We start from the raw sequence: 18,062 nt of genomic DNA, 5'->3' as shown, positions 1-18,062 counted from the left end.
TGTCACCTCTGATAAAAATTATATACAGTTATTGTGTCAAATTAGCCTCCAACGGATAGTAAAAAGTAGTTCTTCCTCAATTTTCTGCTCTAAACGACCTTCTACCTCCTCAATTAGCCTGTCCTTTTGCCGTTCTACCTCACGGGATGCCTCATCATATTCTCGCCATGCCTCATCCCGTTTTTTATCTAAATTACGGATTTTCTTCTGAATCCCTAACTTTTCAGGTAAATTAGGCGCGATTCGGGCTTGTTTTTTGAGAATAGCAATCTCATCATCATAATCTTTCAGGGTACTTTTTAGGGTTTTACGCCTGTCTTCTGCCCAACGATTGAGCTTTTCCATCTCCTCCTCAAAGAAAATGGCATTTCGCTCGGAAATATCAGCTAAGATAGCTTTTTTCTGCCGTTCTAAAGCAATCTCTACCCCCTCCTTTAAAATTTCATCTGTGGGTATCACCTCTGCCGAAAGATTAAATAATCGCCTAGCTTGTTCAGGCTCTAATTCTTGTCCATTTTGAGTGATTGCAGCCACAATTAAATGATCTTCAGCGTCCATTGACTCAATCGAAAAACGACTGGCCATGAGGGTTCCTGATTGACCAACCAATGGCTCAAGAACAGCAATATTACCCCGATAACTAGAATAATCAAAAACCAGTTCTGCCGGAGGTAAACTTTTGTTTCGGGACTGTGCTAGTACCCACTGAGCCAAAGGATGCTGGAGACGATAGTGATGTCCTGTGTCTGCCTGACGATTAAGGGTATAAAGTCCCGTTGAAATCTGCGTATTAGGAGAATTATGGAGATAAAAACTCAGATTTTCTAGATTAAATTCGGCTCTTTCTGCCAAAATGTGACAAGTGGTATCCCATAATAACGCTTCATAGCGATTAAGAGATTTAGTAGCTTCTAGTTTATAGACATTGAGTTTTTCTGCTACCTCTGCATCAAAATTTTCAAAGAGTTTTTGACGGGTTTTTTGTAATTTTTCGTCAATTTCCCCACTGAGTTCGGCTTGTAATTCATCAAAAGATTGTTGAATCTCCTCTGGAGTCCGACAGGTTTGGTAAATATCAACAATACGCTTCTCAAAATCTACCCCAGACTCAATTGTGCCTAAAACCTCATCACTTACCCCGAAAACTCCATTAAATAGCTTAAATTTTTCTGATAATAACTCATATACCCGTTGGTCGGCTGCATTATTGCGGTTAAGAAAGTTCACCACCACTACATCATGCTGTTGGCCGTAACGATGACATCGCCCAATCCGTTGTTCTATCCGTTGAGGATTCCAGGGTAAGTCATAATTAACTACTAATGAGCAGAATTGAAGGTTTATCCCCTCTGCTGCTGCTTCAGTAGCAATCATAATTTTAGCCTTATCTCGAAAATAGTCAACAATAGCAGCACGAGTATCTGCCGTTTGTGAACCTGTTACCCTATCTGTATTGGCATAGTGGCTTTTCCAATCACTATAAATTTGACGTGATTTTGGGTCATTATTCGAGCCATTAAACAACACAATCTCATCCTCATAACTAGCTTCTGTGAGTAAATTCAAAAGATAATTCTGAGTGCGTCGAGATTCCGTAAAAATAATCGCTTTTTCTGCCCCTCCTAATTCTGTCGCCATGAGAAAACCATATTCTAATGCTTGTAATAATGCTTTTCCCTTGGCATTTTCTGTGATACTCATCGCCAGTTCATAGAAACAGCGTAATTCACTGATTTCTGCTTCAATGGCTTTTCTCTCCTCTGGTGTAAGGGGTTCAGTATCTTCTTCCTCATCAACCTCTAATTCATCGGCTAATTCACTGTAATGCTCAAAATCTTCCTCAATTTCAAGGTCATTCCCCTCTGTTTTTAACTTATCATCTTCTCTTAGTCGTTTTTCTAGTTTATTCGCCAAGGCTTCCAATGCCCCTGCAATGGCAAAGGTTGATGAAGCCAGCAATTTTCGTAATACTAAGGTCATCAAAGAACGCTGACTTGAAGGTAAGGCTTCGAGATTAGGCTTTCTTAAATAGTCAGAAACCAACTCATAAAGAGTATCTTCTTCCTCTGACGGGGTAAATTCCTGAGTATGGGCTTTTCTCTGGGTGTAGCGAATATATTCTAAAACTTGTCGCCGTAACGTTCGCTTACAAATTGGTTGTAATCGCTGTTTTAAGTCTTCAAAACTATCATCAGAGGTTAAACGGGCAAATTGAGAGCGAAAACTTTTTAAATCGCCAAAAGTATGCTCATCAATAAAACTGACTAAACCATACAATTCTAAGAGAGAATTTTGTAACGGTGTGGCAGTTAAAAGCAATTTGGGAACATCTGCTAGGATTTCCTTAAGTTTTAGGGCGATTTTATTGCCACTCTTGTAAACATTTCTTAAGCGATGGGCTTCATCAATTACAACTAAATCCCATTTTACCGCTTGCACATATTTCGCTTTATTTCGCGCAAAATAATAGGAACAGATAACAATTTCATTCTGTTCAAAAGGATTTTGTTTACCCTGCTTAATTGCCTGATTAAAGCTACGAGATTCAATAATTTGCGACGGGAGATAAAACTTATCCTGTAACTCTTGATGCCACTGTTTTCTGAGACTAGAGGGCAAAATAAGCAAGATTTTCCGCTTTCGTTCTGCCCATTTCTGAGAAAGAACGATTCCTGCTTCAACCGTCTTCCCTAACCCGACTTCATCAGCTAAAATTGCCCCTTTCGATAAAGGAGAACGAAAAGCAAATAAGGCCGCATCAATCTGGTGAGGGTTCAAATCAACCTTAGAATCGAGTAAGGCCACTGTAAAACGTTCTATATTGTCGGAAGGATAGCGTTTTAATAGTTCATGAGCATACAACTTAGCATGAAAATCAGAAAGACTGACTTTCCCGACTTCAATCGTAGGGGGACTTTGTAAGTTAACCATTCTTAGCGGTTAGATATTCTAAGATTAGGTTGCCCAGTTTGATTGTCTAAGTAACACCCCAATCCTCCCTAATCATTGACTTATATCTATAATAAGTATTGAAAAAAAACCTTAGAAGTTTTTTTGAGTCTCGTTGGTCTAATTTGGGGTTAAGCATTGAATAAAATCTATATGTAGATTGATTATTGTCTATCAAAGACGATGTGATAGTTTTGTCTATTCATACCCGTAACGGCTAGAGTTTGATAGCATTTTAACCATAAAAAGATAAGGATTAAAATTAATTACTTGGCTGATTATAGGCTTCAAAAATCCTGATAGTAGGGGTTCTTAGAGAATTTGAGTATTATTAAACTAATAGTAAAAAAACAAAAATACTTATTATAAAAGTAAAAGGACGATCTAGGAAATTTGTTGACGAAAGATTTACATACTGCTACTTGTGTCCACAAATCTAGTGGATAACTGCTTCACAATCTTCAAGTTTTAGGACTTAAATATTTCTACCCGCGATCGCATCTCATCAAAATTATGCTAAATTAATCTATAGAAAAATAAAAAACGTTTTTGCCTTTTGGAGCAAAGTTTTTTATCTAGGGCTAAAGACGCAGGAATGTTTATTCATTCCAGACTGTCTCAATACCAATTACACTTCACTTGCCGAAAGACGAAAAACGTCAAAACACATATATTTTATTATCTGAAGTGTAACCGACTTGCTCGACAGTTAGCAAGAGTTAACAAGAGTTAGCAATATCTTAAAGCTCTAGATAAAAAATCTCTCATAAAACGGCAAAAACCTCCTAAAGAGAAGGTTAAAACCGTGAATCATTCAAATTCCAATGCTTTCCGAGGGCATTACTCCAATTCTAGCCTAGATTCCCTAAATCATCAAGCCACTTCCCCATATCCCCCTGCTTTTAATGGCAACAGGAACGTTACACAATCAGGGATAGGAAGAAATGCCCCCTTAGAAGAGAGATTCCTGCATTGGTTTAACCACCCTTTTGAGTCAATCTACAAAAAAGGTGATAACCCTTGGCTGACTTCAAAATTCCCACTATCTAATCCCAGAGAGATTTTTAAGCTGTGGCGGTGCGGCAGCACTCGCGGAGCGAGATCGCCCAAACAAGTAATAGGCTTAAGATTTGGCTCGGAAACCAATTACGGCTTGATAGACGTTGATAGAGAGAGTCCTTACAGTTCTGAGGAAGGGATAAAGAGAATTAAGCACGCTTTGGAGGAAATCGGGATTAATAACACGATTTTGGTTCAATCCTCTTGGAGTGAAGGCTATCATCTCTATTACTTTCTTCCTGAGAAAGTCAAAAGTTTCCAGTTAGCGACGGCTGTAAGTATTGCCTTGATAGAAGCTGGACTTAAGATCAAAGATGGGATATTAGAGATATTCCCTAATCAGAAATCTTGGCAAAAAGACCGCTTTACTTCTTATAAAGGGCATAGGCTACCATTACAGCCCGATTCAGGCAGTTTTATCCTTGATCAAGATTTTGCGCCATACAGTGAAGATCTTGGTCACTTCCTCAATTTAGCTGATGATTGTGCTGAAAGTGTTGATCTTGAAATCTTAGAGGAAGCCTTAGAAACGGCTAAAGAAAGGTTCAAGCAGCTTAATAAGGTTGTCCCGTTGAAAAGAAGGACTAGGGGAGGCTTATCTGAAGTTGCAGCAGCTTGGCAGTCCAACTTGGAGAAAATCATATCAACGGGGTGGACTGGGTGTAGCCAAACAAACGACTTACTTAAAGAACTTGTTACTTACGGGATAGTCTTCAAAGGTTTGTCAGGTCAAGAACTAGAAGATTACGTTCTGACCACTGCGATCGCCGCCCCTGGTTACAGCCAATTTTGTAGGCATCAAAGAGATATCAAAAAACGAGTACACGACCGATGCTATTACACTGAGAGAAATGGCTACTACACGCCTTATTGTGGTTGGCCTGAGAGAATGGGGGGTAAAGGTGATAAAACGTCTCAGGGACAAAATAAAGGGCTAACCAACGAAGAAAGGAGACGGGAGTGCATGATCAGAATAATTGAGTGCATGGAAGATTTGATTATTGGCGACCGCCTCCCAAAGAAAGTTGGTGAGAGAAGAAAATTAATTTCAATGCTGTGCCATTGCTCGGAACGTACCCTAGCTAAACCTGAGTATCTACCCCTATGGCATCCTATGCACTACAAGCCACTTATAGAGAGGGTTTCAGAGGATAACAAAATTCTTGATCACACCCCCCTATTAAGAGTGGTTCCTTATCCTCCTATCAACTCCGAAGAAAAAAAATTAAATTCCTCTTCTACAGAATTGATTGAAAGCTTAAAAGGGGAGGAGGAGGAGGGTGTACTATCCCCGGCGACCGATTCGCAAAGAGAAATGGCTATATTCCTTATTCTACAAGGCTTAGAGGGCTGTGAAGTGGGGGAAAATAAGAGAGAAGATGTACTACTTGACCCTGAGATCTTGAGTACACAAGGCTTTGACGAGCATAGGGGGGATTTCGGTCAAGAAAGTCTGCCCAAGCGTCAAACCTGTGATCATCGAGGCAGCAATTTAGTACCATTTCCGAAGAAAAGCAGTGAGGATAATTTTTCTTCGGGGTAGTGTTTCTGTTTTTCAGAAGTTTTGAACTGACCATCTCTGAGACAACGGCGATGCTTTCGCACTCGCGCTCCGCGAGACAGCCCTCTTCATCAGACCTCTTAACAAAACTGAAAAAGTAAAGTCACTTTACATTTGCCTTTTATCTAGATGTCTCAAAAAAAAACTAAAATTTAGTTAGTCAGAAAAAAAAATCCTCAAACGAACTATACAAATGGCATCAAGACTAGATCTATTAAGGGATACACTCGAAAAAAAAGAACGGCAACGGCAAGAAAAACAATTTATTGACAAGGCTAAATCTTGTCGAATGAAGACCGATGGCCAGGGCTTAACCCCTTCAAAAATGGCATCTATAGCCATATCTCAAGTATTTGACAGTGAAGACCGGATTTCCCTAGCACAATCCCTCAAACAACAATTAGATGAACAACTTGAGGCGATTAATAACGGTGACTTATCCAGTGTTGAGGAAATATTGACAAGTCAGTTAAATGTTCTCAATGTTATGTTTATGGACTATTCCATCAAATTGAACGCCTTAATTCAAGATGGGTTCTTAGTACAAGAAAGTACCTCAGATCAGGTGGAGAAGTTAAGCCAGTTAGTCATCAAACTGCAAAACCAGTCAACGAAAGCGGCTAGAACTTTAACCGATCTTAAAAAACCCCGTCAAACCACGTTCATCAAAAAATATGTCAATCAGCAATTAAACCAACTGGTGACGGACGGCAAGATCCCCTCATCTCAATCGTTAGGAGAAGCGAAAAATGCCTCGATGGACAAAATCAGCAAGAAAACGCCAAAGCCAGTTAATCAAACAGTGGAAACCTTGGAATCATAGTACCGGCCCCCGTACCTCAGAAGGAAAACATATTTCTTCTCAAAATGCACGGAAATGCCCAGAAGAAATTCAGGTTATGCTTAATTATGCCAAACAAACAAAGACTACCCTCAAGAAATTAAACGAGGAATTAGTTGAGAAAATGATAGAGTCAATGCAACTAACCGACGATGATGATGGTTTTTTTAGTTGATATCGAGGTTCTATTTATCTTTGGCAAAATTCTCTGATGATTTCGTTAGCTTGCTCGGTCTTGAATTAAAGGATCAGATGTTTCTAAGAGTGTTTCATCAGTTTCATTTAATGTTTCATCGATTTCGTTTAATGTTTTATTAGGTTTGTTGAACTTTTCGTTGGCTATGTTTAATGAAATGGGTTCTAACTGGTTAGGCCTGAGCGTAGTCGAGGTGTTAGTGGGTAGCTGATTCTGAAATTTTTCTTTTTTAGAATGTGCGATCGCCATTTTCAAAAGTGAAGCCGCTTTGTCATGAAATGCCAAATCGTTTGGCATTCTTCTACCTACAGATATTTCTAATTGGAGAATCAATGACCACAACTCAACTGAATCTGATTGAAACGTCTCTTCCTAATGTTAATCCCGTTTTTGCACGTCATGAAACGTTTCACCCACGCTATGGATGGCTGAAAAAAGGTTTTGACCTCGCTACTCAATACCCAGGAATTTTTACCGATGATTATGCTCCTGTGCGTTTAGGAGTAGGAAAAAACATGGTCAAAGCGATTCGTTACTGGTGTAATGCCTTTAAAGTCCTAGAAAATGATCAACCATCAAACTTTGGGCAACAACTTCTCACTGATGAGGGTTATGATCCATTTCTAGAAAATCCGGCTTCATTGTGGTTACTCCATTGGCATTTGCTGAAACCAACTTGTGAGGCTGCGGCCTGGTACTACACTTTTAATGAATTTCGGGCGGTGGAATTCTATGGGGCGTTTGAGGAGTATCTGTGACAAAAGTGCCGTTAAGGGATCGGCTATCACTGTACCAGTTGAACCTTTCTGAAATAACAAGGCTGAAACCCTTGATTTACCGTACTAATTTACTGTACCAAATAGGCCTTAGTTTAACTGGTACAGTGATTTCAGGAGTAAGTATAAAGAAAAGTTTAGTTTTGAAAGGCTTACCCTGAAAGCGTTTTGGGGTTAACGGCATTTTTCGCACGGTTGCTACTCAAACGCCATGATGTCCTGGTAACGATTCGCCAAATCTCGAATCTCCGAAGCGATCGCTGACTTGTTCGCTCAAAATTTACATCAGACTTGATTTGTCAATAGATCTTAACAAAAATTAAATGCGATTGCCCTGCGATAATGATTGATGTGACCTATTTTTTTTTAGTTGGCAACGACTGAATAAAAAAGAGTTAGGGTTTTGGAAACCAGCGATGCTCTCGCACACGCGCTGCGCCCTGCCCAAAAGTTACAAAAAGAGCATTGTCGGACAAAGTTTCTTCATCCTCGATGTCCTTGTCAATTAACCATAAGTGTAATTTTTTAGTTGAGAGTCAAGATTTATGTCAATACCGCGAATTTTAGTGGTGACAAACTGTACAGGAGAAAAGCGGTTTAAGCAGGGAAATCAGCTAACCCTCTCAGATTTTAAGGATTCTAGTTTATTAATGTCTCGTTCAAAGCAGTTAAATGAATTTGCTTGCAGTGCAGGGGAAATGTATACAGGAGTGCAACATTTGCGCTTAATGGAAGGGGTAAATTTGTTGCGTCAAGCAGGAGGGATAAATGGTAATGAGAGAGTTCTTACCGTAGATGTGGCGATTATTTCGGCAGGATATGGCTTAATTAATGAGCATAAAATGATTGTCCCTTATGAAGTTACTTTTAACACAATGAAGGGACAAGAAGTAGATGAATGGGCGCATTTCTTAGGCATTCATGACGCTTTTGAGCAGCTAATTTCTGATTATAATTTGATTTTTATCTTGTTAGGCGAAAATTATTTACGCGCTCTTAATTTACCTGTCAAAACTAACTCTAACCAGACTTTTATATTTTTAGCCAGTTGGGGAAGTAGTGCTTATATTAAAGTCAATTTAGGTAAGACTTTTGTTTTTCCTTTGTCTAATGCAGAAGCCAAATATTATGGTTACGGATTAGTTGGTTTAAAGGGGTTTTTGTTTAAACAATTTGCCCAACTGGTGCATCGAGATGGTCAATTAATTTCTAAACTTTTCAAAAATCCTGAATTTTTTAAAGAAGTAATTGATAGGTTATTTGAACAAGAAAAAAGTTGTTCAGTGCAATTAACTTTACCCTTGCTTGGTGCGGATAATCTCCGAGGAACCCTCGGAGATTATCCGCTTATTGATAGTAAGAATAAGCTAAAAACACAACGCTCGGAGATATCTGAGGTCATTCCTCTACCTTTAATTTCTCCTGCTCCTAATTATCATCATGGAATGAAGTATTTTATTCCAGAATGGGACGATTATGTTGACCCAACTTTTGATTTTATTCAAGATAAATTTACGTCTAATAGAGTTCCTCATAAAGATGATATTTATGCTCATCAACTGTTTGAATCTCCTAATTATGATGGGATTTTAGTGTCTAAAGTCGTTTTTGATAAAAGTCAGAAAAAGCAACAAGAAATACTTGATAAAGGAATTCATGATTATATTCGTTACTCTGGGAAAATTATGGGAGATTGTGGGGCATTTGGATATATTCAAAAAGAAGTTCCTCCTTATACGACTGAGGAAATTTTAGACTATTATCAATCCTGTGGTTTTAATTATGGGGTTAGTATTGACCATTTAGTGGTGGGGAAATTTGCTGAACCTGGAATTAGAGAAAAACGCTATAATTTAACTATTAAAAATGCTGAAGAGTTCTTGACAAAGCATTCAGAATATGGGTGTCAATTTATACCAGTGGGAGCCATTCAAGGTTGGAATCCTCAGACTTATGCGGAAGCAGTGAAAGCTTATATAAAAATGGGCTATACTTATTTAGCATTGGGAGGATTAGCGAGGGAAAAAGTAGAGAAAATAATTGAGATTTTACTGGCGATTTATCCTTATTTGCAACCAGATATAAGACTACATTTATTTGGGGTAGGAAGACTCAATGCAGTTCCTATTTTTCGACATTTGGGTGTCACTAGCTTTGATTCTGCTAGTCCTTTAAGAAAAGCTTGGTTAGATCCAGAAGCTAATTATCATGGGGTTAATCATAATATTTATGCAGCTATTAGAATTCCTCAAGCTAATCATAAGAATAAGAAGATTAAAGAATTAATTAAGTTTGATTTGAAAAATTATCTAACCAGTTCTATGATTTATCTTTTAATTATCACCAGTTTCTGGAAATGGGAGATGATTCAGTTTCTCGAACAGGGAGCTTTAAAAGTGTTAAGAGATTTTGATGATAATCAAGCTTATATTGATGTTACTTTAGAAACGGTTTTAACTTATAATCATTTATTTTTAAAGGATAGATTATTACCTAAATATAGATTAATGTATCAAACTTTGTTAGAAGATAAACCTTGGAAAGACTGTGATTGTGTAATTTGTCAAAGTTTAGGCGTTGAAACCTTAATTTTTCGAGGAAATGACCGTAACCGTCGTAGAGGTTTTCATAATACTTATATGTTTTATAAACGTTTTCAAGCTTTGCTTGAAGAAATGGACTTAAGTAAATCTAATCATAAACAAATTAGTAATAAGAGTAACGAAGAAATAATAAAAATAGCTTGATTATTTTATAAAGTTTAATCTCGAAAAAGGAGTGAAAAATAGTATTAGTTTATTGAGAGCTTTTTGTTCTCTATTTCTTTATGTTCGTAATTTTATCTCACCAATTAGCTCAAACTACTATATAATCATAAAAATCAGGAAAATATACCAATATAAAATCACTAAAGGTTTGCCCAAAATAATAGGTAGAGATGTTTCATGAAACATCTCTACATAAAGTTTAGTTTGGTAGCATTTTTTCTATTTGATAGGATGATTTTAAATTAATATGAATAACAATTTTCTCCCTGTCTTTTCTGTAGATTGTCCTAAACGTTTAGAAAAATTCAAGATTATTCAGGGAAGTTATGGAATACTTGCTCCTTTTTCTTGTTATGATAAACTTCTGCACAAAATTCGGCTTTTTGATAAACCTTTTTTGATAGATAGTGGAGTTTTTGAGAATAAACAGCAAGCTTGGTATTATCAAATTCATTGTGAGTTTAAAAATGCTCGATGGATACGAGAGCTACATTTAGCTAATGAAAAAAAGCTACGAAAGACGATTCAAGACTATCTAAAGCGATGTGACTATTTTTCTCCTGATTATGTTTTTGCTCCTGATATTATCGGAGAACCTTTAATTTCTCTCTATTTAGCAAGACTAAGTTTGGAGGAATATTGGAAGCAACCTAGAAGTTATCAATTAATTGGTGTAGTTCAAGTTGGCGAGATACTTTATAACTGGACAGAAAAATCAGTTCCCTCTCAAGATTCTTTCTTACCTTATTACAACTCACCTAAAAGTTTTCTGTCATCTTTGATCAGTGAATATCGAAATATGGGTTATAAATATGTTGCTTTAGGTGGATTACTCAAACCAGATAAAACAAGAAGAACTGGCTTAAAATTTGGTTTATCAATTCAAGAATTTGATGACTTATTAACTTGGAGTAGACCAGATTTTGTCTTAGGAGGATTAGCTTTAACTCGTTTAGATATTTTGAAGAAGCATAAAGTATGGGCTGATTCTACGGGTTGGCTTTGGTGGAATGCTTGTTATGATGAAAAATTCAAAGATCGTAACCCATTACAGGAAGTCATCAATTTTGCTTCTGAGTCGTCTGGAATGGAAACAAGAGATCACCCTGTTACTTAAAAGGGAAAAGTGGGAACCCTAAGTGTAACCCACAATTAAGAAATAAGCATGACTAATGGTTCCTTGGTGCGTTCTACGGATAATACTTTAGGAATTGGGAAATTGATAACAGTTGAACAACCATTCGCAACGGTTGAATATTTCTCAACCTTGGGACAACCCATTACCCAAACCCTTCCTATTTCTTCTCTGCGTCGTGTCAAACTGTCTCGTCAAACCCGATGTTATCTCTATGAAGAAGAAACCGAAACTTGGCAAATGGGGCGTATTTATGCTTGGGATGAAGAAAGACAACAATATCAACTAGATTTACCCCATAGTCACACCATTTTCGCCTCAGAAAAGCAAATTTATGTGCGCTGTAATCAACCCATTGAAGATCCCATCCACATCTTAGCCATCAAAGGACAGGAAACCCCCTATTTTCATACCTTACGCACTCCTTTACTCAAAACAATTATCGAACAACGGGCGATTAGTCGGGGCATGACAGGGTTATTATCTGCCAATATTGAGTTATTCCCCCATCAAGTCGAAGTCATCCGTCGGGTATTAGAAGATCCCATACAACGCTATTTACTCGCTGATGAGGTGGGTTTAGGCAAAACTATCGAAGCAGGGGCAATTTTACGGCAATTTCTTCTGGATGAACCCACAGAGAAAGCATTAGTCATAGTTCCTCCTTCTCTCTATTATCAATGGCAACAAGAGTTAGAATCAAAGTTTTATTTATCGCATTTTGGGGCTAGAGTTAGGCTTATTTCGACAGAAAACAGTAAAAACTTAGATATTTTATCTGATAACTATCATTTTCTTATCATAGATGAAGCGCACCATATCGCCGCTATGGCCACTTCTGAGGATCTAGTCAAACGTTCCTATTTTGAAATCTGCCGAAAATTAGCCCATCAAGCTGAAAAATTGCTGCTTTTGTCTGCTACTCCTGTTTTACACCATGAACAGGATTTTTTAGCTATGTTACACCTCTTAGATCCCACTAGCTATCAATTAGACGATATTGACGGTTTTCGAGAACGAATAGAGAAGCGACAGGAAATAGGACGAGTTTTATTGTCGTTTAAGGAAGGAATAGGGGGTTTTCCTCTGAAAAAGACGGTTAATAAGCTGAAAACCCTGTTTAGGGAGGATAAAACCCTTTTAACTTTGATAGATGGGTTACAAACTTCTATGCAAGTTAAGGATGAGAATATACAAGTTAAGGATGAAGAAGCAATAAATCAACAAATTCGGGTAATTCGGACTTATATTAGTGATACTTATCGATTACATCGACGGATGTTGCGTAACCGTCGTGCTACAGTTGAAGATGTCATTTTTGACCGTAATGCTCTCCCTAAACTAGAATATGATTTAGATGAGCGTATGTATGCTATTCATGAATTGTTAGATGAATGGCGTATTATTGCACCCCATGATGTTAATTATCAGCGTATTTTTTCTTTACTGTTTTGTAGTAGTAATACTTGGTTAGGGGTTTTAAAACAAGTTGTTGAAACTCGTTTAAAAGGAATTTTAAATACTTCATTAATTGATGATTGTTCAATGATAATGAGCAGTGAATCTTTGGATAAGACTGAATCTAATCAAAGTGATGACATTATTCATTCTTTAATTAAAGATATAGGAGAAAAAGAGTATAAAATCTTATTAGCAACTCCTAGTTTTGAAGGAGAAATAAACATTCTCAAGTCCATACTAGAAATATTAAATAGTCCCTCAGAAGACGGAGATAGATTAGAATTATTAAACCTTATTATTTTCTATAATTTAGCTGATATTCTTGATTTACAATCTTTTAAAAGTAACTTAGAAAAATTAGAATACAGAGTTAAACAAAGAATCAATCGACCTTTTTCTGAAGATAAATTTCCTAAATTAATTATTTTTACCAGTTTTACATTAACCTGTACAGCTATTGTTAATTATCTAGTAGAGAAGTTTGGTAAAGATACTGTGGTTAGTCATCAGGTAGGAGATAGTAAAGAAACCATTGAAACTAACTTAACTAAGTTTAAAAATGAGCCTCGATGTTTTATTTTAGTAGCTGATAAATCAGGAGAAGAAGGCAAAAACTTACAATTTGTTGACGGAGTTATTCATTTTGACTTACCCTTTTCCCCTAACCAACTAGAACAAAGATTAGGAAGAATAGATAGAATAGGGGGAAAAATGAAAGTAAATAGTTGGTTATTAGCAGGTATTGATACTTCTAATAGTTTATCTGATGCTTGGTATCAACTCCTAAATGAAGGGTTTAATATTTTTAATCAATCTATTGCTAGTTTACAGTTTTATATTGATGTAAAGTTATCCAAAATAGAAGAAATTTTGTTTAAAGTAGGTACTGATGGTATCAAAAAAAGTATTAGTCTAATTAAAGAAGAAATAGAACAAGAAACGATTAAAATAAGTGAACAAAATGCCCTTGATGAAATAGATAATCGTTCTCAAACTGCCCTCAATTATTTTAACATTCTAGAAAGTTATGATGACCAACATCAAACCATAGAAAAGGTAGTAGAAGGTTGGTTATGTAAAGCCTTGAGATTTAAACAGGTTTATGATACCAACTTATATGATGTGAGAACCTATAAACCCACTGAAAAAACCTTAGTTTCTGCTACAGAGTTAAAAACTTATTTTGCGGGAAAGACACAGTTTAAAGGCGTTTACAACCGTCGTCTAGCTAATAAATATCAAGGGGTACACTTCTATCGAATTGGACAACCCTTAATGGACACATTAACTAATTATTTTAACTGGGATGATCGAGGAAAAGCATTTGCTATGTGGCGAAAAGATACGACATGGGATAGTAGTGAAGGAGGAGAATGGTTAGGGTTTCGTTTTGATTATTTAATCGAAATAAACTGGCAGGAAATAAACTCAGTTTTAAAAGAATTTACTCCCTCTCAAATCAATGAAAAATCATTAAAGTATCCTCATGTCAATGAAAAAGCCTTAAAACGTCAAGGAGATGCTTTATTTCCTCCCCAGGTTGAAACTATCTTTTTAGATCAATATTTTGAGCCTGTAGAAGATGATAAATTATTACGGATTTTACAACGTTCTTATTGTCGGAAAGGAGGAGAAAACCGTGACTATAACTTAGCTAAAAATAGGTTATCCCTATTGGATGAATTTATCGATTCTAGTCAATGGCCAAACTTTTGTCATCAGGCTAGAAAACAATCCGAAAATTTACTGAGAGAGTCTTCATATTTCGTTAAAATGTGTCAAAAGCAAACCATTTCTGCTAAAGTAAAATTAATGAATCGTTTACATCAATTACAGTCTCGTTACTCCCGTTTTCCTCAACCGAAATTATGGGATGAACTGCAACTAGAAACAGCATTAAATGAAGCATTTGTCAAGGCTATTTCTACTCCTAGTTTAAAATTAGACGCAGTGGGATTTATGATTGTTTCTGGACGTTCTCCAGTAAATTCTAATGATATAGAAAATGAAACTTGAGGAGTCGTTTAAGAATCAAATGTCAACACTATGCTACCTATTGAGGAGTTGTTTAAGAATCAAATGTCAACACTATGCTACCTATTGAGGAGTTGTTTAAGCATCAAATCTAAATACTATGCTACCTATTGAGGAGTTGTTTAAGAATCAAATGTCAACACTATGCTACCTATTGAGGAGTTGTTTAAGAATCAAATGTCAACACTATGCTACCTATTGAGGAGTTGTTTAAGCATCAAATCTAAATACTATGCTACCTATTGAGGAGTTGTTTAAGAATCAAATGTCAACACTATTCTACCTATTGAGGAGTTGTTTAAGAATCAAATATCAACACTATTCTACATAAAAAAAGACTTTTAAAAAGTCTAATAATGTAACTAAATTGTTCCCTAACCTTAACTTTTTTAATCATGATAAACTTCACTTATTACTCCAACCATGACGGATACTTTTGACCATCTAAAACAGTTAATTGAAGCAGGAAAATGGGGAAAAAGACTACCTAATAATTCTTCATTCAAAGAACCCTGTCATCAACGTTTATTTAACGCCTTAAAGACTGTAGAAACAGATAACGAACCCACTCCTTTAGAATTAGTCGGTTTAATACGTCATTTCCTCAGACGAGAAGACGAAGACATCAACGGAGGAACCCCCCAAACCCTGAAAGTTCCCCGTTATTATCCTTATCCCAATGATAAACCCATCTGGGAACGATGCGGAATGGGCATTTTACAGGAAAATGATGATAATTTCCTGATTTATGCTACTCCTTGGTATCCCAACTGGTTAAATTTCTCAGAATCACCCGAAAAAGACGCATTTGCTGAGGTAAAACGGCGAAATTATAGTTATAAGACTCCCGTATTGGGTGATATTTCTACGAGATCGCCCAAGCAACCAAATATTGACTCAGGGCAACATTTTCTGTCCTTGGTAGGATTAACCCATTATCGCAGTATTGGACAAGAAGAAGCCATCAAAGCGGTATTAACCGCCCCTGAGAAGGCGACAGTGGTAATAAACCTACCCACTGGGGCAGGAAAAAGCCTATGCGCCCAACTTCCGGCACTTTTAGCCTCAAAACAAGGAGGAGTCAGTGTTATTGTTGTCCCCACCACTGCCTTAGCGTTAGATCAGGAACGGGCTTTATCTGCCTATATTTCCCATCCTACCGCTTATTATGGGGATACTTCTGAAGCAGGAAAACAACGAAGCAGGGAGATAAGTCAACGAATTAGCAAAGGAACGCAGCGTATCGTGTTTACTTCCCCAGAAAGCCTCATTTCGTCTCTATCTTCTTGTTTATACGATGCTGCTAAACAGGGTTACTTACGCTATTTGGTCATTGATGAAGTCCACATGGTGGAACAGTGGGGAGAAGAGTTTCGCCCTGCTTTTCAGGAAATTCCAGGGTTAAGGCAAGATTTACTCCGTTATACTTCCTTTAAAACTGTTTTACTAACAGCAACTCTCACAGAATCTTGTTTAGACACCTTAGAAACCCTGTTTGGTGAACCAGGGGACTTTCAAACCCTTTCGGCGGTTCAACTGCGTCCCGAACCGTCTTACTGGTTTAGTCGCTGTAACAGTGAGAGAGAACGACAAAATCGACTGTTAGAGGCTATTTATCATCTGCCACGACCTATTATCATCTATGCTTCTAAACGAGAAGATGTTTATCGATGGGATGACTTATTAGCAAATGCAGGGTTTAGACGGTTTGCAGTGATGACAGGAGAAACCCCCACAACACAGCGATCGCAACTGATCCAACAGTGGAGAGATAAAAGTATTGACATAGTGGTGGCCACTTCTGCGTTTGGGTTGGGGGTGGATCAGCAAGATGTCCGTTCCGTGATCCACGTTTGTATTCCTGAAACCATCGATCGCTTTTACCAGGAAGTGGGGAGGGGGGGACGAGACGGGAAAGCGTCTATTTCTTTGACCCTTTATACCCAAAATAATAACTATCAATTTCAGGATGATTACAAGATCGCAGCATCTTTAAACGAAAAGCGGAGTATTACCTTAGATCGGGGACTGCAACGATGGGAAAGTATGTTTAATGCCAAAAAAAGGGAATCTGAGGGTTTATATCGAGTTAATCTCGATGTTCCTCCCTCAATGTCTGGGAAGGATATTGACATGAATAGTCAACAAAACCGCAACTGGAATAGTCGAACCCTTATCTTAATGAGTCAAGCAGGTTTAATTGAAATTGACTGGAGACAACCTCCACAGCGTCAGGACTACTCTTCAAAAGAAGCTTATCAAAAAGCCTCTGAAAATCATCAAAATTCCCGTATTATCCGCATAAAAAATGAATTTCACTTAAAACCTGAAACCTGGGACAATTATGTTGAACCCATTCGTAAACAACGTCAACGACAAAACACCCGTAACCTAAAGTTGATGAAAGAAGCGTTATGGGAACGTCCTAACCGTTGTTTATCAGCGATTTTTCAAGAAGCTTATACCATTCCAGGGAAAAATGAACCAAACCCAAGAAAAAACATTTCTGTTTCTCTTGCTTGTGGGGGGTGTCCTTGGTGTCGTCAACAGCATAAAACACCCTTTGCTTCCATTATGCCCCATCCTTCTCCTATTTGGAAAACCTGTGATTATTCTCTAGGAAATAAGTTAAGTAAAATTCTAAAAAATGAAAACTTACTATTAATTTTCTATGATAGTTATCAGATAAAAAACTTGACAAATAACAACTTTTATGAGGTTTATCACAGTCAAAAAATTGATAATGAAAACTTAAAAGATTTACAAAGCAAGTTTAAAACTAATAACTTCTATAACGTTACTCAAGGTCAAGATATTGACAACAAAGACTTAAAAGGTTTACCGAAAACGTTAGAACAATTAATACAATGGTTGATTCGTCAGGGAGTGAAGAACTTAATTTCTCCTATTCCTTTAAATCTCTCTTTTTCTCAGAATGAGATTGTCTTTTTTTATGATGAGTTTCAACCAATTAAAATGTATCCTCTTCCCACTGTAATTTATCATCCTCCTAACCGTACTCTTCCTAAAAAGTATCTCTATGCTAACAAATTCAATGTTCCTCATATTATTTTATTACCCAGTAATACGAAAGATCCGAATAGAAGCGATCGCTTTCTAATTAATGTGTTTAATGGACATAGTTTTAGCCTTGATGTTTTCTGTAAGGAGATTAATTTATGAAATATTTAAAACATTTTTTTAGTAACTTAAAAAAACTTATAGCATTTCTCACTTTTACTAGAGAAACTCTAATTTATTCTCTGTTGCCTATGGCTTATT

General features: G+C 37.0%; 10 protein-coding genes. 8 read left to right on the top strand and 2 right to left on the bottom strand.

Going from position 1 to position 18,062, the window contains the following annotated elements; all coding sequences use genetic code 11:
• Positions 1 to 36: 36 nt before the first annotated feature.
• On the bottom strand, positions 37 to 2,931 hold the full coding sequence (locus tag VB715_RS19510; RefSeq protein ID WP_323302869.1) for an SNF2-related protein: 2,895 nt from the start codon (positions 2,929 to 2,931) through the stop codon (positions 37 to 39).
• Between the two features lie 823 nt (positions 2,932 to 3,754).
• Here VB715_RS19510 and VB715_RS19505 point away from each other — a divergent pair.
• The 3 genes from VB715_RS19505 (at position 3,755) to VB715_RS19495 (ending at position 6,585) form a co-directional block, all read left to right on the top strand.
• On the top strand, positions 3,755 to 5,551 hold the full coding sequence (locus tag VB715_RS19505) for a hypothetical protein (RefSeq protein WP_323302868.1): 1,797 nt from the start codon (positions 3,755 to 3,757) through the stop codon (positions 5,549 to 5,551).
• A gap of 211 nt (positions 5,552 to 5,762) precedes the next feature.
• The gene (locus VB715_RS19500) at positions 5,763 to 6,392 is read left to right on the top strand and encodes a hypothetical protein (protein ID WP_323302867.1); all 630 of its coding nucleotides are present in this window, start codon (positions 5,763 to 5,765) and stop codon (positions 6,390 to 6,392) included.
• The gene (locus VB715_RS19495) at positions 6,319 to 6,585 is read left to right on the top strand and encodes a hypothetical protein (protein ID WP_323293665.1); all 267 of its coding nucleotides are present in this window, start codon (positions 6,319 to 6,321) and stop codon (positions 6,583 to 6,585) included. Before VB715_RS19500 ends, VB715_RS19495 begins: the two co-directional genes overlap by 74 nt.
• Positions 6,586 to 6,630: 45 nt before the next feature.
• Here the strand turns inward: VB715_RS19495 and VB715_RS19490 are convergent, their stop codons facing one another.
• Positions 6,631 to 6,903, bottom strand: coding sequence for a hypothetical protein (locus VB715_RS19490; RefSeq protein WP_323293666.1), 273 nt, complete (start codon positions 6,901 to 6,903; stop codon positions 6,631 to 6,633).
• A gap of 35 nt (positions 6,904 to 6,938) precedes the next feature.
• Between VB715_RS19490 and VB715_RS19485 the strand changes: the two genes are divergently transcribed.
• From VB715_RS19485 to dpdF, 5 genes are all read left to right on the top strand, one after another.
• The gene (locus tag VB715_RS19485; RefSeq protein ID WP_323302866.1) at positions 6,939 to 7,364 is read left to right on the top strand and encodes a DUF4007 family protein; all 426 of its coding nucleotides are present in this window, start codon (positions 6,939 to 6,941) and stop codon (positions 7,362 to 7,364) included.
• A gap of 563 nt (positions 7,365 to 7,927) precedes the next feature.
• Positions 7,928 to 10,129 carry a tRNA-guanine transglycosylase DpdA gene (gene dpdA, locus VB715_RS19480; protein ID WP_323302865.1) on the top strand — a complete coding sequence of 734 codons (2,202 nt, stop codon included), beginning with the start codon at positions 7,928 to 7,930 and terminating at the stop codon, positions 10,127 to 10,129.
• Between the two features lie 268 nt (positions 10,130 to 10,397).
• Positions 10,398 to 11,267, top strand: a complete 870-nt coding sequence (locus tag VB715_RS19475; RefSeq protein WP_323302864.1) for a hypothetical protein — start codon at positions 10,398 to 10,400, stop codon at positions 11,265 to 11,267.
• A gap of 48 nt (positions 11,268 to 11,315) precedes the next feature.
• A complete protein-coding gene (gene dpdE, locus VB715_RS19470; protein WP_323302863.1) occupies positions 11,316 to 14,762 on the top strand; it encodes a protein DpdE in 3,447 nt (1,148 codons plus the stop codon).
• Between the two features lie 441 nt (positions 14,763 to 15,203).
• The gene (gene dpdF, locus VB715_RS19465; protein ID WP_323293674.1) at positions 15,204 to 17,963 is read left to right on the top strand and encodes a protein DpdF; all 2,760 of its coding nucleotides are present in this window, start codon (positions 15,204 to 15,206) and stop codon (positions 17,961 to 17,963) included.
• Positions 17,964 to 18,062: the final 99 nt, after the last annotated feature.

Origin of the sequence: Crocosphaera sp. UHCC 0190, from assembly GCF_034932065.1 — a bacterium.
GTDB lineage: Bacteria > Cyanobacteriota > Cyanobacteriia > Cyanobacteriales > Microcystaceae > UHCC-0190.
This window is presented reverse-complemented; position numbering and strand designations above follow the sequence as displayed.